At 38.3% G+C, this 22,064-nt stretch carries 15 protein-coding genes; 10 read left to right on the forward strand and 5 right to left on the reverse strand.

What is annotated here, in order from left to right; translation table 11 throughout:
* The first annotated feature begins 53 nt into the window (after positions 1–53).
* Entirely contained in the window at positions 54–695 is a 642-nt protein-coding gene (locus tag AADH04_RS09040) for an MBL fold metallo-hydrolase (protein WP_434776959.1), read from the forward strand.
* A 31-nt stretch (positions 696–726) separates the two neighbouring features.
* On the opposite strand, the gene tyrP is transcribed toward AADH04_RS09040, so the two are convergent.
* From tyrP to AADH04_RS09060, 4 genes are all read right to left on the reverse strand, one after another.
* A complete protein-coding gene (gene tyrP / locus AADH04_RS09045) occupies positions 727–1,911 on the reverse strand; it encodes a tyrosine transporter TyrP (RefSeq protein ID WP_434776960.1) in 1,185 nt (394 codons plus the stop codon).
* A gap of 58 nt (positions 1,912–1,969) precedes the next feature.
* Positions 1,970–3,271, reverse strand: coding sequence for a replication-associated recombination protein A (locus AADH04_RS09050; RefSeq protein ID WP_434776961.1), 1,302 nt, complete (start codon positions 3,269–3,271; stop codon positions 1,970–1,972).
* Entirely contained in the window at positions 3,271–3,876 is a 606-nt protein-coding gene (lolA, locus tag AADH04_RS09055; RefSeq protein WP_434776962.1) for an outer membrane lipoprotein chaperone LolA, read from the reverse strand. The genes AADH04_RS09050 and lolA overlap by 1 nt, the downstream gene beginning before the upstream one ends.
* A gap of 119 nt (positions 3,877–3,995) precedes the next feature.
* Positions 3,996–5,609: an NAD+ synthase gene (locus tag AADH04_RS09060; protein ID WP_434776963.1), complete on the reverse strand. Its 1,614-nt coding sequence runs from the start codon at positions 5,607–5,609 to the stop codon at positions 3,996–3,998.
* A 264-nt stretch (positions 5,610–5,873) separates the two neighbouring features.
* Between AADH04_RS09060 and AADH04_RS09065 the strand changes: the two genes are divergently transcribed.
* From AADH04_RS09065 to AADH04_RS09090, 6 genes are all read left to right on the forward strand, one after another.
* On the forward strand, positions 5,874–6,491 hold the full coding sequence (locus tag AADH04_RS09065; RefSeq protein WP_434776964.1) for a DKNYY domain-containing protein: 618 nt from the start codon (positions 5,874–5,876) through the stop codon (positions 6,489–6,491).
* Positions 6,492–6,535: 44 nt separating this feature from the next.
* A complete protein-coding gene (locus tag AADH04_RS09070) occupies positions 6,536–7,279 on the forward strand; it encodes a prolipoprotein diacylglyceryl transferase (protein ID WP_434776965.1) in 744 nt (247 codons plus the stop codon).
* A 24-nt stretch (positions 7,280–7,303) separates the two neighbouring features.
* A complete protein-coding gene (locus tag AADH04_RS09075) occupies positions 7,304–8,737 on the forward strand; it encodes a radical SAM protein (RefSeq protein WP_434776966.1) in 1,434 nt (477 codons plus the stop codon).
* A 24-nt stretch (positions 8,738–8,761) separates the two neighbouring features.
* Entirely contained in the window at positions 8,762–9,124 is a 363-nt protein-coding gene (locus AADH04_RS09080) for a hypothetical protein (RefSeq protein ID WP_434776967.1), read from the forward strand.
* A gap of 133 nt (positions 9,125–9,257) precedes the next feature.
* Positions 9,258–9,599 (forward strand): hypothetical protein, encoded by a 342-nt coding sequence (locus AADH04_RS09085; protein ID WP_434776968.1) that lies wholly within the window; start codon positions 9,258–9,260, stop codon positions 9,597–9,599.
* 88 nt (positions 9,600–9,687) lie between these two features.
* Positions 9,688–10,050: a hypothetical protein gene (locus tag AADH04_RS09090; RefSeq protein ID WP_434776969.1), complete on the forward strand. Its 363-nt coding sequence runs from the start codon at positions 9,688–9,690 to the stop codon at positions 10,048–10,050.
* Positions 10,051–10,233: 183 nt separating this feature from the next.
* Here the strand turns inward: AADH04_RS09090 and exaC are convergent, their stop codons facing one another.
* Entirely contained in the window at positions 10,234–11,754 is a 1,521-nt protein-coding gene (gene exaC / locus AADH04_RS09095; protein WP_434776970.1) for an acetaldehyde dehydrogenase ExaC, read from the reverse strand.
* 1,153 nt (positions 11,755–12,907) lie between these two features.
* Between exaC and AADH04_RS09100 the strand changes: the two genes are divergently transcribed.
* The 3 genes from AADH04_RS09100 (at position 12,908) to AADH04_RS09110 (ending at position 22,057) form a co-directional block, all read left to right on the forward strand.
* Entirely contained in the window at positions 12,908–20,248 is a 7,341-nt protein-coding gene (locus AADH04_RS09100; protein ID WP_434776971.1) for an ESPR-type extended signal peptide-containing protein, read from the forward strand.
* A 194-nt stretch (positions 20,249–20,442) separates the two neighbouring features.
* Positions 20,443–21,492, forward strand: a complete 1,050-nt coding sequence (gene ppk2, locus AADH04_RS09105; protein ID WP_434776972.1) for a polyphosphate kinase 2 — start codon at positions 20,443–20,445, stop codon at positions 21,490–21,492.
* 70 nt (positions 21,493–21,562) lie between these two features.
* Positions 21,563–22,057, forward strand: a complete 495-nt coding sequence (locus AADH04_RS09110; RefSeq protein ID WP_434776973.1) for a hypothetical protein — start codon at positions 21,563–21,565, stop codon at positions 22,055–22,057.
* Positions 22,058–22,064 lie beyond the last annotated feature (7 nt).

Here is a 22,064-nt window from a genome sequence, read left to right on the forward strand (position 1 = left end):
TGTTTGGGGTTAAAATAATATCAGTAATATTATTATAAGAAGAAGGGTAAAATATGTCTTTACGTTACCAAGTGGTTCCAGTAACGGCCTTTGCACAAAACAGCAGTATTATTTGGTGTGATCAAAGCCTACAAGCAGCAGTGGTTGATCCTGGTGGTGATATTGATTTGTTGCTGGCAACCGTTGCACAATTGGGCGTGAAACTGACTCAAATATGGTTGACTCATGGTCATATCGATCATGTGGGTGGCGTACCTGAACTTAAGCAAAAAATGCCGGAATTTAAAGTATCTGGCCCACAAAAAGCAGATGTTTTTTGGTTGAGTCGATTACCAGAGCAAAGTCAACGTTTTGGCTTTCCAAAGGAATGTGCTTTTTTTGAACCAGAACAGTGGTTAGAAGAAGGAGATCAATTGGTGCTTGGTCAAGAAATTTTACAAGTCAAACATATTCCTGGTCATACCCCTGGGCATGTGGTGTTTTATCATGAGAAGAGTCATTTATTGATTGCAGGTGATGTGTTGTTTTTTAATTCAATTGGGCGTACCGATTTCCCTCAGGGAAGCCATGAAGATTTATTAAAAAATATCAAAGAAAAATTATTGGTTTTACCCAAAGAAACAACCGTTATTACAGGTCATGGCCCTTTGACCACAATTGGGCGTGAAAAAGAGCGAAACCCATATTTGATATAGGTTTTTATTGTTTTTGAATATTTATATGGCTTTAGAGTAACTTAAATACAATAGCCAGTTGAATCCCAATAATGGTCAGCCCAAAACAGAAAACAAGAAACAGTAATGGTGTGCCCCCTGGAACACGATAGCCATTGGTGTGTTGTTTACGGGTTTGCCAAACCAACATGGTCGGTAGCAGTAAGGCCAGTATAGACAGGGCAATGGATGCATAACCTAACGCTATTTGAAAGCCTTGGGGGTAAAATAAAGCAAATAGTAAGGGTGGTGTAAAGGTTATGAGTCCGGATTGAATGCGCCCGCTGGTTTTATTGTTGCGTCTAAATAAATCTGCTAAAAAATCAAATAAACCTAAAGACACCCCTAAAAATGAGGTTGCCAGCGCTAAATCTGCAAAACGGTGTAAAGCGGTTTCTACAATTGGGGTTGCCACAACAGTGCGTACAGATTCAAGTAGGCCATTTAAACTGGACATTTGTACGAGGACTTCTGAACCAATACTACCCACAATCGCCAGTTGCCAAAAAATATAGGTCAGTAATGGAATCGCGCTGCCAATGATAAAAACTTTGCGTAGTTTTTTGATGTCAAAATTCAAATATTGAACAACACTGGGAATGCTGCCATGAAAACCAAATGAAGTAAATAAAATAGGCAATGCTGTCAGAATGAAGCCTTGTTCTAAAGGTAAGGTGAGTAGATTGGTGCTGTTTATATGGGGGGTGAGGACAGATAAAACCAAAATTAAGAAAATAAATTTTAGGGTAAATAAAATTCGGTTGATTAAATCAACTGAGTGCGTGCCAATGGTTACAATGGCACTGCCAATAAAAGCAAACAGTAAGATGCCCCAATAGGGTTTAATTGGTTGGTGAACAAGTTGGCTGAGGGTAACCGTCATCAATTCACCTCCTCCACTGATATAGGCAGCGGTTAAGGCATACATCAAAAACATCATGCTAAAGCTGGTCAGCAGCTGCCCTTTTGTGCCTAAATAACGATGTGCTAAGGAGCCAAACCCAGTTCCGATTGAAACATGTTGATAGGCTTCTACCAAAAGTAGAGCGGTGTAACACATGATGGCCCAAAGGCCAACTAACATAACAAGCGTTCCACCAAAACCAATGCCTGCTGCAGCTAAGGGCATCGCCAACATGCCTGCACCAATTGTGGTACCTGCCACAATAAAAATACTGCCTAATGTTCGATTTTTCACAGTGTCCCCAAAAATAATTTAGCCAGTTTTGAACTGGCTGGATCATCTTTTTAATAGATTATTTTTTACTATTTTCGTCTAACTGTCTTAAAAAAGCCAGTTTTTCTTGGATTTTAAGTTCTAAGCCTCTATCAACAGGTTCGTACCAATGTGGCTGACTTATGTCTTCAGGAAAATAGTTTTCTCCTGCGGCATAGGCATAGGGTTCATCATGGGCATAACGATACGTTTTCCCATAACCTAATTCTTTCATGAGTTTTGTTGGTGCATTGCGCAAATGAATGGGCACTTCTCGTGTTTTGTCTTGGGCAACAAATGAGCGGGCTTGATTGTATGCATTGTAACCAGCATTGCTTTTAGGGGCGCAAGCCAAATAAATCACTGCTTGTGCTAAAGCAAGTTCTCCCTCGGGCGAGCCTAAACGTTCATATGTTAACGCGGCATCATTGGTGATTTGCATGGCTCGTGGGTCTGCTAAGCCTATATCTTCCCAAGCCATACGAATGATTCGTCTAGCCAAATACTTTGGCTCAGCACCACCATCTAGCATACGGCAAAGCCAGTAAAGTGCTGCATCAGGGTTAGAGCCCCGTACGGATTTATGTAAAGCGGAAATTTGGTCATAAAAATACTCACCGCCTTTATCAAAACGTCGGGCATTTAAGGTGAGCGCATGTTCCAGTAGCTCTTGATCGATATGGGTTGTTTTTTTTGCCAGTGCACTGTTTTTACATTGTTCTAATAGGTTTAAAAAACGACGAGCATCACCATCAGCTGAACCAATTAGGGCATCAATTGCTTGTTGGTCAAATTGAAATTCACTTAAGGCTTTTTGATGGACGCGTTCGAACAGCGCTTTTAGGTCTTCTGCTTCTAGTGATTTAAGCACATAAACTTGTGCACGTGATAATAAGGCAGAATTGACTTCAAAGGATGGGTTTTCAGTCGTGGCACCAATGAAGGTAATGAGTCCATTTTCAACAAAAGGTAAAAAGGCATCTTGTTGTGATTTATTAAAGCGATGTACTTCATCCACAAACAAAATGGTTTTGGTGCCTTGCTGTAAAGCACGCCCAGCTTTTTCAATGCTTTCTCTAATATCTTTAATGCCACCTAATACCGCAGAAATGGATAAAAATTGGGCATGAAAACTATTGGCCAAAATACGGGCCAAGGTGGTTTTACCCACACCAGGCGGCCCCCACAGAATCATGGAGTGAGGCCTTGCACTTTCAATGGCTAAACGTAAAGGTTTACCTACACCAATTAAATGTTGTTGACCAATCACTTCATCTATATTTTGAGGTCTTAAACTCTCTGCAAGTGGCGCGGTGGGGTTTTGTTCAAACAGATCATCCATTATTCAGTCAATACATCAACATTTTTGGGTGGGGTAAATTGAAATACTTTTTTATTGATCGTACCATTTAACTTAATACCATTTAAGGTTAAGGTTGTTGTGTTACCAAAGCTGTCTTTAAGTACCATCTGATTTAAATCATTCCCTTTAAACCCTAAACGAATGGATTCATAACCACTGTCTTTTTTCTTGGGCATGGCTTTGATGTAAGTTATACCATTGCTTTGACCATCATTGCTTAAGGTGTAGTTATCTTCTAAAGCATCTTGATCGGCTAAGATGGCAGCGGGGCTGTCTCCTAATGTTTGCGCTTGAGAACGTTTGGTCACTTGTGCCAGATCAATATCATATAACCACACAGATTTACCATCTCCCACAATCACTTGTTGATAGGGTTTGCTGTAATCCCATTTAAATAAATTAGGTCGGGATATTTGAAATGTTCCACTGCTTTTTTGGGTTTTGTTTTTATTTTGTACTGTTTGGCTGAATGAGCCAGAAATGGTCTTGGCATTTTGGTTGAAATTTTTTAAAGCTTCTAATCCATCTGCGTGAGCCATGTTCAGTCCAAGAAAGGTCGTCAGTATCAGTATGGTTTTTTTCATGTGTTTTGTCCTTAAGTGATGAACATAGGTTCAGTTTATCACTGTGTCAATCGGCTTAATATGCTTTGTTTGCAGTTTTTGCATGATTTTACGCTTACTTTACCTAAAATAAAGAGCCATTATTGCTTAAAACCATTACAAATGGGCATACGCCAGTCTTTCCCAAAAGCACGGGGGCTGACTTTTGGACCAATCGCACCTTGACGACGTTTGTATTCGCTGTTTTGAATCAACTTCAACACTTTATCTGTTTCTTCTGCTTTGAAACCTTGTTTGATTAACTGTTCTTTGTCAGCATTTTCTTGCATGATTGCTTGTAACATGGCATCAAGAATGGGGTATTCTGGCAGGCTGTCTTGATCGGTTTGGTTGTCGCGTAATTCTGCAGATGGTGCTCGATCAATGATTCTGGTTGGTATGATTTCAGATAAGGTATTGCGGTAACGGCTCAAAGCATATACTTGCGTTTTAAATAAATCTTTTATGGGGGCAAAACCGCCATTCATGTCGCCATAAAGTGTACAGTAACCAGTGGCTAGTTCGGATTTATTTCCTGTTGCCAATAATAAAGCACCTGTTTTATTGGACAAGGCCATGAGTAAGGTGCCACGAATACGGGCTTGTAGGTTTTCTTCGGTAACATCTTCTGCTAAACCATTAAAAATGGTGGAAAGCTCTTGCTTAAATTGTTCAAATAATGGGGTAATGGCAATGGTATGGTGTTTAATACCCATTTTAATGGCCATCTCTTGAGCATCCGTTACGCTTATATCGGCTGTATAGCGACTGGGCATAAGAATCACTTCACAGTTGTCAGAACCTAAGGCATCTGCGGCAATTGCCAATACTAATGCAGAGTCAATGCCACCAGATAAGCCTAGGCATATTTTTTTGAAACCGCTTTTATGCACATAATCGCGTAGTGCATAAACCAATGCTTGATACAACAGTGCTTCATCCGTTAGTTTGGGCGCAATGGTACTTGGTTTGATCTGGATATGTTGATTGTGTTGTTCTGTTTGTAGATAATAAATGTCTTCTTTAAATGCTTCTGCCTCAAAAGCAATCACACCATCTTGATTAACAGCAAAAGATGCACCATCAAATATTAACTCATCTTGTCCCCCCACCATATTGAGGTAAATAAGGGGTACTTGGTTTTCTTCTATACGGTAAAGTACATTTTGTATGCGCTCATTTTCTTTGTTTAGGTAAAATGGTGAAGCATTCAAACAAAGTAAAATTTGTGCGCCTTGTTCAACCGCTTCCGCAGCAGGTTCTATATGCCAGATATCTTCACAAATGATTAAACCAAAACGAATCTGATTGTGTTCGAATACCAATGGATTGACGCCTGCTTCAAAATAACGTACTTCATCAAATACGCTTTCGTTAGGTAACAGCATTTTATGGTAGACGCCTAAACGGTTACCATTGAAATAAACACTGGCACTATTGTGGTATTGATTTTGTTGGCGACTTGGATGACCAACCACGATCACAATATCGTCAATTTGTTCAATAAGGTCTAACCCTGCTTGTATTTGTTGCCAAAAAGCTTCATGAAACAATAGGTCTTCTGCTGGGTAACCGCTAAGCGCCAATTCAGGAGTCAGTAAAATCGTGGCGCCTTGTGCTTTTGCGGTTTTTGCTGCTTCAATAATGGCTTGTGTGTTTTTATGAATATTGCCAACATGAGGATTAAATTGAAATAGAGCGATTTTTGTGTTCATGATTGTTGAGTGTTTTATACAAATAATAATGTCCCACAATGTACCATAAAGGAAGCTGGACTGTATATTGGAACGCTTACTTAATATACATGAGTAAAATATTTTGCGGAGTCATTTTTAAGTGTAAATTTATCTATTAAAGAGTCTTGCCGTATAGTACATGGATAGATAAATTAGGTTATTTTGTATTGAAACAATGTATTTTTTAGTCATATATAAGATGATATGGGACTGTGTTGTTTGGATTAAAAATGGGATAACTGGATGAAAAAATTGATTTTGCTTTGGTTTCTAATGATGTGTATTGGTGGTTGTGATGAGAAAATGATTATATTTAAGTGTGAAGGATATGCTGAGAAGGATGGTAGTAATTGTTATGAAATTAAAGTAAATAAAACAGAAGTAGATGTTGCTACTTTTGAATGTTTGGGTAATGGATATGGAAAAGATAAAAATACAGTCTTTCGTTTTCATACTAAAACCCATTTTGATGCATCTTCTTTTGAAAGAATAGGAGGTGATTATAATAAAGACAGAAATGGTGTGTATTACCATGAAGCTAAAATAGAGGGCGCGGATATTTTGACATTTGAGATTTTAGGAGATGGTGTTCATGAGGTGGTCTTCGCGAAAGACAGCAATAACGCTTACTTTATTGGTTCAAAAATAGTCGATGCAAAAGCCAAGACTTTTGAAGTATTGGATGATGAGTTTGCCCAAGATGGTGATTCGGTTTATATGAAAGACAGTAAAATATTAGGTGCAGATGTTGAAACGTTTAGAGCCTTGGGTGAATCAAGAAAAGATGTAACTGGTGTCATTTATAATGCAGAAGATAAAAATAACTATTATTTTGACCGTCAAGTCGTCAAGAAAAAATAATTATTTGTTTCTATAAAAATATATATTTGTTTGTGAAAAATTTTATGTTGCAATCATTCTCAGGGCATTTACCCCATTTTATTTTAGAAAGTTTGGCTTATATGGTAGGTGCCCAAGTTTATTGGTATTTATCCAAACAAGCTGTGCATCCTCCTAAGATAGATCGTTTTTTATTATTGGCTTTTGCTGTATTTGGGGCATTTTTAGGCAGTAAATTATTGCATATCTTTGAACATTTGCCTTATTTACTTAGTCAGCCAACTGGTGTTTGGTTTGGGGGAAAGTCTGTATTGGGCGGTTTCTTAGGGGGCACGTTATTTGTTGAAATAGGTAAAAAAATCATTAAATGGCCTTATTCAACAGGAGATGTGTGGATTGTGCCTTTAGCGGTTGGTTTAATGATTGGGCGTTTAGGTTGTCAGTTATCGGGCTTATGGGATTCAACCTATGGTATATCAACCAGTTTGCCTTGGGGTTGGGATTATGGAGACGGTATTGCTCGTCATCCAACTGCTTTATATGAGATGATATTGGTTTTTGTCTTAACACTTGGTGTGTGTCAGCTTAAAAGTGCCGTGTCAGGTAGGCGGTTTGACTGTTGGATGATCGGCTATTGTATGATTCGCTTAGGGATAGAATTTTTAAAACCACCATTTGGGCAAGAGACAGAAGTATTATTGCCTGTTGCATTACATTTTGGCCTAACTGCTATTCAATGGGCCTCGGTATTGGGTATCGCTTATTTTATTTGGCATATCTATCTGCAACGCAAAAACAAAATAAAATAGAAACCATCGAAAGCACTACACTATATGGCAAAAAATAGACCGTATCTTTATTATGACCAAACAATCTCTTTATGTGAGGAGTGCTTTCGGCGTATAGAAGCCAAACATGTGATTCAAGATGATCAAGTTTGGTTGCATAAATGGTGTCCAGAACACGGGCAATCAAAAGTATTGATTGCTACGGATGCAACTTATTGGCGCTTAGGCAGAGAAGTGTATGTGAAAGCTCCAGAAATGCCTGAACGTTTTAATACTGCTTTACATTGGGGCTGTCCTTATGATTGTGGTTTGTGCCCCGATCATATGCAGCACTCTTGTTTAACCATTGTTGAAATAACAGATTATTGTAATTTAAATTGTCCTGTTTGTTATGCTGACTCTGCACCTGTCCCCACCGCAAAACATCGTTCACTTGAGCAAATAGAAGATATGTTTGACATTATTGTGGCCAATGAAATAGAACCAGATGTGGTTCAGATTTCTGGAGGGGAACCCACAACCCATCCACAATTTTTTGCTGTTTTGGATGCAGCTAAAAGCAGACCCATTAAACACTTAATGCTCAACACAAATGGTGTGCGTATTGCCAATGAAGAAGGCTTTGCAGAAAAGCTGGCTCAATATGCACCTGGGTTTGAGGTGTATTTACAATTTGATTCTTTTGAACAGGATGCCTTAAAAACATTGCGCGGTGCCAATTTGCGTCATGTACGAGAACGTGCGCTTGACGCTTTAAATCGGGTTGGCTTATCCACCACATTGGTGATGACTGTTGCCAGAGGGGTGAATGATCATGAAATAGGTGCAGTCATTGAATATGCGGCAAAACAGCCTTGTGTTCGTGGGGTAACCATACAACCTATTCAATTTGCTGGACGAATAGAAGGGATAGATCATAAAGCACAACGCTTAACTCAAACTGAAGTCAGACAAATGTTATTGGATCAAACGGCTTTCTTTGATCGTGCAGATATCATCCCTGTGCCATGTAATCCCGATGCTCTGTCCATGGGCTATGCACTCAAAACGGAAGAAGGCATTGTACCGTTGACACGATATATTGAACCCGAAGTGTTATTGCAAGGTGGGCGAAATACCATTGTTTTTGAACATGACCAGCGTTTAAAAGAGCAAATATTCACATTATTTTCGACCAATCATAGCCCAGAGAGCCAAAGTAATTGTTTGGCTGATTTACTGTGTTGCTTACCTAAAATACAGGCACCGCAATTGAGTTATCAAAATGTATTTCGTGTATTGATTATGGCGTTTATGGATGCCGTTAATTTTGATGTGCGTGCAATGAAAAAATCCTGTGTTCATATTGCACAGCCCGATGGACGTATTGTGCCATTTGAATCTTTTAATTTGCTTTATCGAGATGAAGCCCAAAAAGCTGTTTTGGATAAAAGAAGAGCAGAGGTTGATGATATGTTTCAAATGGGAAATAAGGCATAATTTAATGGATATTAAAGAAAGAATATGGTGAATGAATCAATAAAAAGTACAGACAGCACGCAAGGGCATCATCAACAGCTTTCTCGCTTTTTTAGGTTGGTTGGGCAAGTGCTGTTGATGACGATGATTGTTTTATGTTTGGCGATTATTTTACTGATTATTGCCATTATGGTGATTCATGGCATGGATACGCAAATGTGGATGACCATATTTGTTGCAGCTATAGGTTGTCTGGGGTTTTCTCAGTTGTATCATGTTGTTAAATCCCAGCAGACCAGAATATGGGTGCTGGTACTCATTAATATGGGGTGTATATTTTTGGCTTTTCCTGTGTTGGTGATTATTGTGGTAGGGGTTGGTTCAATGTTGCGGCTATGGCGTATTTAAATGAAAAGATTGTATACTCAATAACGGCTCATTATTTCCTCATGTTATGTATTTTTAGCCAAATATTATAATGGATAGATGTACTTTGAGATGCTTGAATAAGCAATTATTTTAATAAAAATGGACGCAATATATGGAACCTAATCCGTGGGAAACGCCACAAAGTCAACAAAATACATCAGACAATAATCAAAATGGTTCTGATTCAACATTAAAAATAGTGGCCTCAGTCATTTTGTTTTTCTTGGGTGTTATTGGTTTACTGGCAAGCGCTTGTGGGATCCTTTTTCTCTTTTCTGTGCCAGAAATTGCCATTGTTTCTTTAGCCATATCATTATTTGTTTCTGTCGTTGTAGGTGTATTGTTTTATAAAATATTAAAAAATCAATTTCAGCAGCCAAAGAAAGTATATGTCATTGTAACGATTGTTGGTTTGATCATTTTACTTTCTATTTTATTGTTAATATTTTTTTAGAGAAATTGTTTCTTTAGTATATGGGGAGCTTTTTGGATTAATGAAATTAAATAAAAACCTTATGATTCATTGAACAAGGAATATGTATATGGAACCTAATGATTGGACTGCTCCAAAGAGCCAACAAAAACCGACAGAAAAAGATCAAAATGGCTCTGAAGCAACCTTAAAAATGATGGCTTGTGCTATTTTGTTTTTTCTGGGCGTTATTGGTTTGTTGGCCAGTGCTTGTGGTGTCTATTTTCTTTTGTTTGTGCCCTTGGCTGTTGTTTCTTTTATTATTTCAATAGTTGTGACAGTGATTATAGGGATATTGTTTTATCAAATAATAAAGGAAAAATTCAGCCAACCAAAAAGGGCATATATCATCATTATTCTTTTGAGTTTATTTGTTTTTTTTCCTGCTCTATTTTTAGGAAATATTATTAGGACGATTGTTCCGTTTTTTTAGTAGATTATTAATATGAAAAAAATAAAATTAACCTTTATTGAAAAATTATTATCGGTATATGTAAACTTTAACTCTATTACTTTTCAACTGAACAGGTTTTTTTAGTGTTACACGATAAATTATTAACCAAAAAAGCCGCTGAATAAGCGGCTTTTTGTTAAGGTTTGATTGAATACAAAGTGCTTAGAAGAAACCTTGTGGTTTTTCAGAGTAGCTAACCAATAGGTTTTTGGTTTGTTGGTAATGATCCAATACCATTTTATGGGTTTCACGACCAATACCAGACAGTTTATATCCACCAAATGCTGCGTGAGCAGGATACATGTGGTAACAGTTGGTCCATACACGACCAGCTTGGATGCCACGACCCATACGGTAAGCGATATTACCATTACGGCTCCATACGCCTGAACCTAAACCATAAATTGTATCATTAGCAATCGCTAAAGCTTCTTCTTCATCTTTAAAGGTGGTTACAGCCAATACTGGACCAAAAATTTCTTCTTGGAAAATACGCATATCGTTTTTGCCAGCAAAAACGGTTGGCTCAATATAGTAACCGCCAGCTAAATCACCTTCTAGTTTTGCTTGATTACCGCCTGTAAGCAATTTCGCACCTTCTTCTTTACCAATACCAATATATTTGTTGATGGTATCTACTTGTTGTTGAGAGACTTGAGCGCCCATCATTGTGGTTTTATCTAGAGGGTTACCTTGCTTGATCATTTGTACACGTTTGATTGCTTTTTCAATAAAACGCTCATAAATTGATTCTTGAATCAAAACACGGCTGGGGCAGGTACAAATTTCGCCTTGGTTTAGGGCAAACATGGCAAAACCTTCTAAAGTTTTGTCAAAGTAAGAGTCTTCTTTATCCATAACATCTTCAAAGAAGATATTAGGAGATTTGCCACCTAATTCAAGTGTTACTGGGATCACGTTTTCAGAGGCACAACACATAATGCGCTCACCCACTTCAGTTGAACCTGTGAAACCAATTTTTGAGATACGTTTTGATTTAGCTAGGTATTCGCCAATTTTGCCACCAGGGCCATTAACGACATTTAAAGTGCCAGGAGGTAATTCTTTTTGAATCACTTCCATCATAATTAAAATAGATAATGGTGTGAATTTTGCAGGTTTTAGGACAATACAGTTACCTGCTGCTAATGCCGGTGCAATTTTCCAGCAAGCCATTAAAATAGGGAAGTTCCAAGGGATAATTTGCCCAACAACACCTAAAGGCTCATGAAAATGATAAGCAACAGTATCATTGTCAATATCACTAATGGCACCTTCTTGTGCACGGATACAACCAGCAAAATAACGGAAATGGTCAATTGCTAAAGGAATATCTGCTGCTAATGTTTCACGGATTGGCTTGCCGTTGTCCCATGTTTCTACAGTAGCAATAAGCTCTAGGTTTTCTTCCATTCTATCAGCGATACGGTTAAGAACAGCAGCTCTTTCTGCTACAGAGGTTTTGCCCCAAGCGTCTTTTGCTTTATGCGCAGCATCCAAAGCCAAATCAATGTCTTCTTCGGTGGATAGTGGAATTTCGCAAATAGGTTTGCCTGTAACTGGTGTGATGTTTTCAAAATATTGGCCTTTTACAGGAGGAACCCATTGTCCGCCAATAAAGTTTTCATAACGTTTTTTGAGTTGAACAGGAAAGCCGTAAGAGCCAGGTTGAATAATAGACATAATTAGGTATCTCCCTTTTTGTGTTATCAGCATCCTTATTCAAAGATGCTTAAAATAATGTTTCTTTCGTTCCCTTGTTAGGATAGAAACTTAATTTGTTATATAAACACATAGCCGGCTTAGTTTCAAGTCATTTATCTGGAGTATGGCGTCGTTTTTATTAAAAACTTTATAAAATTTAATAAGATGATGCCTGTAAAAAAATTTATAAAAAAGTAAAATTTAATTCTTATTGAACTGAATTAATCAAATGAAGATTTTTTCGGTTTTGTCTAGTAAATTATTTGGTATTGCTGTCCTTATTTTAAATGCATTACATTGTCAAAATTATATGGAGCGTATGAAGTAATTTATATTTTTTTGAAATAATTAATTGCCATTTTTTTTGGATAGAAATTATTTATAAGAAATAAACAATATGCTTTTTGTATGATTTGTATTTTCTTTATAAAGTTAAGAATTGTTTTTGTTTTTATTTTTATTTGAATGATTTAAAAAAATTCCTTTATTTTCATATAGTTGTTTTTCTTTTTTTTAATAAAATATTATTATTGTTGCTGTATAATTTTAATCAAATTTTATTTAAAAAAATTCAATAGTTTTAAATAAAATGTTTAATAAAAATATTTTATTTTCATTGTTTTTAGACATCAAATATATTTTTGCAAAAATAAGTTTAAAAATAAAAGAGAAATAATTATATTTAATAATAAATAATGGATTTATGAGAATACAGTTTTTTTGATTGAAATAAATCAAACAGTTATATTTTATATGTGTTGTGCTTTTAATCCGTTTTTTATCGTTATATTTTTGAAATTTCCTTTATTAATTTATGGTTTTTATCCTTTTGGTTGTGTAATGAGTAATGGATTGTTTGTTATTGTTTTTCTTGGATAGAGATACTCTGGTAAATACCAGTTTAAGGATTTTTTTTTGTCTTTTTTTAAATATTTTATTTATAAATTCATATTATTTTCAATGTATTATTAAAAATAATTAAGGGTAAATAAATTTCTATGCGATCAGTAAGGGGCATTTATGGTGTAAATGAGCATATCAGTTGATTTTTTTCGATATTTTTTAGTAATTCAAACCGTAATTAATTTGCACAACATCAAAAATAATATTGGTCGTACAAGGAGAATAAATCATGAATAAAATTTACCGTCTGGTGTGGAACACCGTATTAAATGCTTGGGTTGCTGTATCAGAGTTGACGAAGGCAAAAGGGAAAAAAGCCAGTAAAATTACAGGTGCAATTGCCCTAAGTAGTTTAGCTGTTATGGCACATGCAGAAACTCAAGTAACAAATACTGTCACAGAAACGACACCAACAAATACCACGAATACCCAAACTAACTCATTGATTCAACCAAAATCATTAATCACCATTAATTTATCAGGTGATGCTTTATTGGCTAATGTGTTGGGTGGTGGAGCGGCAACTGGATTGTTGGGTAATTTTACACTGCCTGACTATATTATTCAGGGTGTTTCTGTCAATAATATAGGTTCAGCGTTGACTGCTGTAGATACAAAACTGACCAGTACCAGTAGTGCTTTAGGCTCTTTAACAACATTGGTCAATACGAATGTTTCTTCTGTTGGGACATTAACAACTAATTTAACCAATTTAACCAGTAAAGTGGATACTAATGTTGGAGCGATAGCTGGTATCAATACCAATTTAGGTTCTTTAACCAGTTTAGTGAATACTAATGTTGGTGCCGTAGCAGATATCAATACCAATTTAGGTTCTTTAACCAATTTAGTGAATACCAATGTTGGCGCTGTAGCAAATATCAATACCAACTTAGGTTCCTTAACCAGTTTAGTGAATACCAATGTTGGTGCCGTAGCAGATATCAATACCAACTTAGGTTCTTTAACCAATTTAGTGAATGCTAATGTTGGTGCCGTAGCGGATATCAATACGAATTTAGGTTCATTAGGTAATTTAGTTGATGCAAATGTTGATGCTGTTGCTGACCTTAATCTTAATTTGGGTTCATTAAGTAATTTGGTTGATACAAATGTTGCGGCTGTTGCTGACCTTAATCTTAATTTAGGTTCATTAAGTAATTTAGTCGATGCAAATGTCAGCGCTCTTGCAGATTTAGATGTAAATGTAGGCTCTTTAACCAATTTGTTAAATACTAATATTGGAGCCGTTGCCAATTTGGGGGTCGATTTAGGTATCTTACGTGCAGACTTAGATTTAAACATTAACGCACTTGATTCTACTGAGACAAATCTTGCTCAAGTGGCTGAAGCATTTGGTGCGGGTGCGAATATTGATGTTAACGGTGTGTTTACAAAACCAAATTATCAAATACAAAATGGTTCATTTAATAATGTAGGAGATGCCTTAACTGCGTTAGACACGAGTATAACAGCAAATACAAATACCCTGACAAAAAATACCCAAGATATTGATGGGATTGCCAATAGTTTAGGCGCAGGCGCGCATGTAGATGTCAATGGCACTTTTACTGCACCACAATATATGATTCAAAATGGATCATATAATAATGTAGGGGATGCTTTAACTAAGCTAGATACAACATTAACCACCACGACTCAGGCAACCAACCAAAATACATCCACATTGGCGACACATACATCAAATTTAACTTCTTTAGCATCAGCATTTGGCGCAGGTGCTCAGATTGATGCGAATGGCACCTTTACTGCACCACGATATGTGCTTCAAGGCGGGACATACAATAATGTAGGTGATGCGTTTAATTGGTTAGATTCTTATGTCACGACAAATAATAGTGACATCAATAATATTTATAATCAGTTATCACAATTAAACCCAGGCGGTGGCGGTACATCTCTTGTGTTACAAGATGGTGCGGGCAACATTACTGTTGGTGCTACGACAAATGGTACTAATGTTTCTATTACAGGCACAGATGGCGTACGTAGTTTAGCAGGTCTTAAAGATGGCAGTATTGCCTCTGGCAGTACAGAAGCTGTAACAGGAAACCAATTAAATAACACCAATGAGCTGGTGGCGCAAAATACAAGTAATATTGGCCAGTTAGCCAATAGCTTAGGCGGTGGTGCCAGTGTAGATGCCAATGGTACTTTTACTGCGCCGAGCTATACTGTTCAGGGGAGTACTGTCGCTACAGTGGGTGATGCGTTAACAGCATTGGATAGCAGTGTCACCACCAACAAAACCGATATCACCAATTTAACCAATATCATCAATAGCGGTTCAGTTGGGTTAGTGCAACAAGATGCGACTAGCTTGGATATTACAGTGGCTTCGGCTACAGGTGGTACTAATGTGTCTTTTGCAGGTACAGATGGCGTACGTACCTTAACAGGTATTAAAGATGGGTCAGTTGTAGCAGGCAGTACAGAAGCCATTACAGGTAGCCAATTAAATACGACCAATGAATTGGTGGCACAAAATACGAACACTATTGTAGAGGTAGCCAATAGCTTAGGAGGTGGCGCTAATGTAGATGCCAATGGCGCCTTTACTGCGCCAAGTTATACTGTTCAAGGCAGTACAGTCAATACAGTTGGGGATGCATTAACTGCATTAGATGGCAGTGTCACAACTAATACTACAAATATTGCCCAAAATACCACTGATATTACCAATATTATTAATAACCTAAATACAGGTGCCATTGGATTGGTTAAACAAGATCCAAATAGTAAAGCCATCCGAATTGCGGCAGATGTTGATGGTGATACTGTAACTGTTGAAGGAACGGCAGGTGTACGTACCTTAAGTGGTTTAAAAGATGCCGTATTATCATCAGGTAGTACAGAAGCAGTTACTGGGCGCCAACTTGATGAAACCAATCAAATAGTCAGTCAAAATACGACTAATATTACAAATTTAACCAATAATATTACCAATGGTGCGATTGGATTGGTGACACAAGATGCAAATAGTAGAGCTATTCGAATAGCCTCCGAGCTTGATGGTGATACTGTGACTGTTGAAGGTACAGCAGGTGTGCGTACTTTAAGTGGTTTAAAAGATGGCAGTATTGCAGCAGGCAGTACAGAAGCGATTACAGGCAGTCAATTAAATGATACCAATGAATTGGTTGTGCAAAATACAGCAGATATTACAACCAACACTACAAATATCAGTTCTATAGCCAATAGTTTAGGCGGTGGTGCCAGTATCGATGCCAATGGCACCTTTACTGCACCGAGCTATACCGTTCAAGGTAGTAGCGTGACCACAGTAGGCGATGCCTTAACTGCATTAGATGGCAGTGTGACAACTAATTCTACTAATATTGCCCAAAATACCACTGATATTACCAACTTAACCAATATCATCAATAGCGGTTCAGTCGGATTGGTACAACAAGATGCGACCAGCTTGGATATTACAGTGGCTTCATCCACAGGTGGTAGCAACGTATCTTTTGCAGGTACAGATGGCGTACGTACCTTAACAGGTATTAAAGATGGGTCGGTTGCGGCGGGTAGTACAGAAGCGATTACAGGCAGTCAATTAAATGATACCAATGAATTGGTTGCTCAAAATACAGCAGATATTACAATCAACACTACAAATATCGGTTCAGTAGCCAATAGCTTAGGCGGTGGTGCCAGTGTAGATGCCAATGGCACCTTTACTGCACCAAGTTATACCGTTCAAGGCAGTAGTGTAAGTACAGTAGGCGATGCCTTAACTGCATTGGATAGCAGTGTGACAACCAATACCACCGATATTACCAACTTAACCAATATCATCAATAGCGGTTCAGTTGGATTGGTACAACAAGATGCGACTAGTTTGGATATTACAGTAGCGTCGGCTACAGGTGGTACTAATGTGTCTTTTGCAGGTACAGATGGCGTACGTACCTTAACAGGTATTAAAGATGGGTCAGTTGCGGCGGGCAGTACAGAGGCAATCACAGGTAGTCAATTAAATGATACCAATGAATTGGTTGCGCAAAATACAGCGAATATTACAACCAATACCGCTGCCATTACCCAAAACACAGCTGATATAGCCACAAATACCACGAATATCAGCTCTATAGCCAATAGTTTAGGCGGAGGGGCCAGTATCGATGCCAATGGCACCTTTACTGCACCGAGCTATACCGTTCAAGGCAGTAGTGTAAGTACAGTAGGCGATGCCTTAACTGCATTGGATAGCAGTGTGACAACCAATACCACCGATATTACCAACTTAACCAATATCATCAATAGCGGTTCAGTTGGATTGGTGCAACAAGATGCGACTAGTTTGGATATTACAGTGGCTTCGGCTACAGGTGGTACTAATGTGTCTTTTGCAGGTACAGATGGCGTACGTACCTTAACAGGTATTAAAGATGGGTCGGTTGCAGCAGGCAGTACAGATGCGATTACAGGTGGGCAATTAAATGACACCAATGAATTGGTTGCGCAAAATACAGCGAATATTACAACCAATACCGCTGCCATTACCCAAAACACAGCTGATATAGCCACAAATACCACGAATATCAGCTCTATAGCCAATAGTTTAGGCGGTGGTGCCAGTATCGATGCCAATGGCACCTTTACTGCACCAAGTTATACCGTTCAAGGCAGTAGTGTGACCACAGTAGGCGATGCATTAACAGCATTGGATGGCAGTGTGACAACGAACACTACTAATATTAATCAAAATACTACCGATATTACCAACTTAACCAATATCATCAATAGTGGTTCAGTCGGATTGGTGCAACAAGATGCGACTAGTTTGGATATTACAGTGGCTTCGGCTACAGGTGGTACTAATGTGTCTTTTGCAGGTACAGACGGCGTACGTACCTTAACAGGTATTAAAGATGGATCGGTTGCAGCAGGCAGTACAGATGCGATTACAGGTGGGCAATTAAATGACACCAATGAATTGGTTGCGCAAAATACAGCGAATATTACAACCAACACCGCTGCCATTACCCAAAACACAACTGATATTGCCACAAATACTACTAATATAGCTACTAACACCACGAATATCAGTTCAGTAGCCAATAGTTTAGGCGGAGGGGCCAGTATCGATGCTAATGGTACCTTTACTGCACCGAGCTATACCGTTCAAGGTAGCAGTGTGACTACAGTGGGTGATGCTTTAACAGTACTGGATAGCAGTGTGACGACCAACTCCACCGATATCACCAACTTAACCAATATCATCAATAGTGGTTCAGTCGGATTGGTGCAACAAGATGCGACCAGCTTGGATATTACAGTGGCTTCGGCTACAGGTGGTAGCAACGTATCTTTTGCAGGTACAGATGGCGTACGTACCTTAACAGGTATTAAAGATGGGTCAGTTGCGGCGGGCAGTACAGAAGCGATTACAGGTAGTCAATTAAATGATACCAATGAATTGGTTGCGCAAAATACAGCGAATATTACAACCAACACCACTGCCATTACCCAAAACACAACTGATATTGCCACAAATACTACTAATATAGCTACTAACACCACGAATATCAGCTCTATAGCCAATAGTTTAGGCGGTGGTGCCAGTATCGATGCTAATGGTACCTTTACTGCACCAAGTTATACCGTTCAAGGCAGTAGTGTAAGTACAGTAGGCGATGCCTTAACTGCATTGGATAGCAGTGTGACGACCAACTCCACCGATATTACCAACTTAACCAATATCATCAATAGTGGTTCAGTCGGATTGGTGCAACAAGATGCGACTAGTTTGGATATTACAGTGGCTTCGGCTACAGGTGGTACTAATGTGTCTTTTGCAGGTACAGATGGCGTACGTACCTTAACAGGTATTAAAGATGGATCGGTTGTAGCAGGCAGTACAGATGCGATTACAGGTGGGCAATTAAATGACACCAATGAGTTGGTTGCGCAAAATACAGCGAATATTACAACCAACACCGCTGCTATTACCCAAAACACAACTGATATAGCTACTAACACCACGAATATCAGTTCTATAGCCAATAGTTTAGGCGGTGGTGCCAGTATCGATGCCAATGGCACCTTTACTGCACCAAGCTATACCGTTCAAGGCAGTAGTGTGACTACAGTGGGTGATGCCTTAACAGTATTGGATATGGGGGTCACTAATAACACCACCAATATTACTAATATTATGAATCAAATCACAGATATTGGTAATGGTACAACTGGCCCTGTACGTTGGGATGGTCAAACGAATGGTACGATTACTGTGGGTTCAGATTGGGAGGGAGCAACAGTGTCATTTGCCAGTATGTCTGGTAACAGTCGTACTTTAACCAATATTAGTGCAGGTATTAATGATTCGGATGCCACCAATGCAGCTCAGCTAAAAGCATTATTAGCCAGTTTAGGAGGTGGGGCAAATCTTGACGCTTCAGGTAATATCGTGGGGTCTATGTACAATATTCAAGGTGGTAGTAAAAACTTGAGTGACTCCTTAAGTGCTTTGGATCAATCTGTTAATACCTTAAAACAACAAACTACAGCAGCTGGTAATGCTGTTATGTATGACACTAATAACCCAAATAAAGTCACCTTGGGTAATGCTAGCTCAACTGGCCCAGTGACAATTACAAATGTGGCAAATGGTAATGTGGCTATTGGCAGTACGGATGCTGTAAATGGTGGGCAATTAGCTTCAGTGCAAAATCAAGTGGATCAAAACACAAATGATATTGCTGACCTTAATAATGCCATTAATAATATTTCTAATGGTGCGGGTCTGGTTCAACAGGATTCAACTACCAATGAGATTACAGTGGGTAAAGATACAGGTGGCACAAGTGTGAATATAGCTGGTACAGAAGGTGACCGTGTTTTAAGTGGTATTAAAAATGGTGTGGCAGATAATGATGCAGCAACTGTAGGACAAGTAAAGGCGGCAACGGCTATTTCAAGTAATAACACCAGTCGGTATGGTTTACCCAGATCCAGTGGACGAGATTCTTTAGCAGTAGGCAATGGTGCTTCTGCTGATGGAGATGAATCAATTGCATTGGGTGAAAATACTTCTGCTACAGGTAGCCGATCCGTGGCATTAGGTTCTGGTTCCAGAGCTTCAGGAAATAACTCAGTTGCTTTGGGTGATGATTCTATTGCTTTACGAGATAATGCCGTTTCTGTGGGCTCAGAAGGTGCTGAGCGTCAAATTACCAATGTCGCTGCTGGTACTGCTGGTACGGATGCTGTAAACGTTAACCAGTTAAATGAAGGCTTAACCAGAATCAATACCATTAATAATGAGCGCTTTAATCACTTAGATCGTCGTATTGATGATTTGGATGATAAATTAAGTGGAGGGGTTGCTGCTGCGATGGCGATGTCAGGTATCCCTCAAGCTTATTTACCAGGAGCCAGTATGGCTGGTGCCTCTATGTCGTCCTATCGAGGGGAGTCTGCTATTGCTGTTGGTGTCTCCACCATTTTGCCGAATGGTAAATGGGTATTGAAGCTAACAGGTTCTGGTAATACACAAAGCGAGTTTGGTGTGTCTGCTGGTGTGGGTTATCAATGGTAAAAACATCATAATGTTCCAAAAAGGCGGTATGATAAAAGTGCCGCCTTTTTATTTTTATTGTCTTTGGTTTCATCATGAATGATGACCGTAAATAATATTCTAAAAAATGGTATTTTATAAGTATGACATATAAACAATTAGTCAAAATTATAGTAAAATAAGCTAAAAAAGAATATTTTAACAAAGGCGATATTATGGAAAATAGAGACAAAAACGATACTGTATTAACACTTCCTCATTTAAAGGAAAAAGCATTGCCCATTACGGTCGAACAGAAGAAGAAACCTACTGTTCGGACAAAAACAATTAAAGCTACACCTAAACAAACGGTAGAGCAGAAAAATAATGGGAAGATTACCCCTTCTGTTCTGATTAAAACCAAAACCAATCCCTTAAAGAAAATAATTGATTCTCAAACCATGCAAGAGCTTGACGACAGCGCTGCATTGCCTGCCTCTTATCCATATAGAAAACGGATGAAAAGAGCAGACTATGAAAAAGAAAAAGCCGCATTGCAAATTGAACTGTTAAAGGTACAAAATTGGGTCAAGGAAAGTGGTCAAAAAATAGTCTGTTTATTTGAAGGCCGCGATGCCGCTGGAAAAGGGGGAACCATTAAGCGCTTTATGGAGCACTTAAATCCACGTAGTGCCAGTGTGGTGGCATTGGAAAAACCCACTGAAAAAGAGCAGGGGCAATGGTATTTTCAGCGTTATATTGGGCATTTGCCTACTAAGGGTGAAATGATTTTTTTTGACCGTTCTTGGTATAACCGAGCAGGGGTAGAAAAAGTGATGGGTTTTTGTACGCCACATGATTATTTACAATTTATGCGCCAAGCACCAGAACTTGAACGTATGCTTGTTGGTAGTGGTATTCGTTTATTTAAATTTTGGTTTTCTGTCAGCCGAGCCGAGCAATTGCGTCGATTTATTTCAAGACGAGACGACCCATTGAAACATTGGAAGTTGTCCCCTATTGATATTGAATCTTTAGATAGATGGGATGATTATACTGAAGCGAAAAATACCATGTTTTTTCATACGCATACTGGAGATGCGCCATGGGTGATTATTAAGTCAGATGATAAAAAACGGGCACGTTTAAATTGTATTCGTCATTTTTTACATGTGTTACCTTACCCTGATAAAGATACAAACATTGCTTGTGCACCAGATGAAAAAATTATTTTGTCTCCTGATATGGATGCATTAAAAAGAGAATATAATCTTAGTGAAGAGTAAATCAGTAACAACAAACAAATCAGTTATTGTTTGAGTCAATATCCATTGCTTATAAGAAAAGAGATTCATCATGAGTAAAATGTGTACCCAAAAGTGGCTGGTTTGTTTGAGTTTAAGCAGTATCCTATTTCTTGGTGCTTGCCAAAAAGAAGAAGAGTCTACCCATCAGCCTTTAGATGAAGCGTTAGAGCAATTAAAGGATAGTGGTGATATTATTAAAATGGCTCATGCAAATGATTTAATAGGGGCAGATCAAAATAAAAATGGCATCAGAGATGATGTTGATCAATACATTGCTCATCTTGATATCAGCAAACCACAACAACAGGCGGTGAAGCAATCAGCCAGAGCGCTCGGGGCGATTTTAAAAGAAGACTTAAATAATCAGCAAACAATTCATCGAATCAAACAGGAATTAAGTCAAGCAACACAGAATATGTCTGTTGAATTTATGCAAACAACAGTGGCGCAACAAGTGTTTTCTTCACTTGAACAGCAAGTGCTCAATACCCCGAAAAGACAAGAAAAATATCAACAATATAAAAATTTGAGTGCGAAAAAATAATTCAATA

Source organism: Neisseria sp. Ec49-e6-T10 (assembly GCF_051132615.1).
Lineage (GTDB): Bacteria > Pseudomonadota > Gammaproteobacteria > Burkholderiales > Neisseriaceae.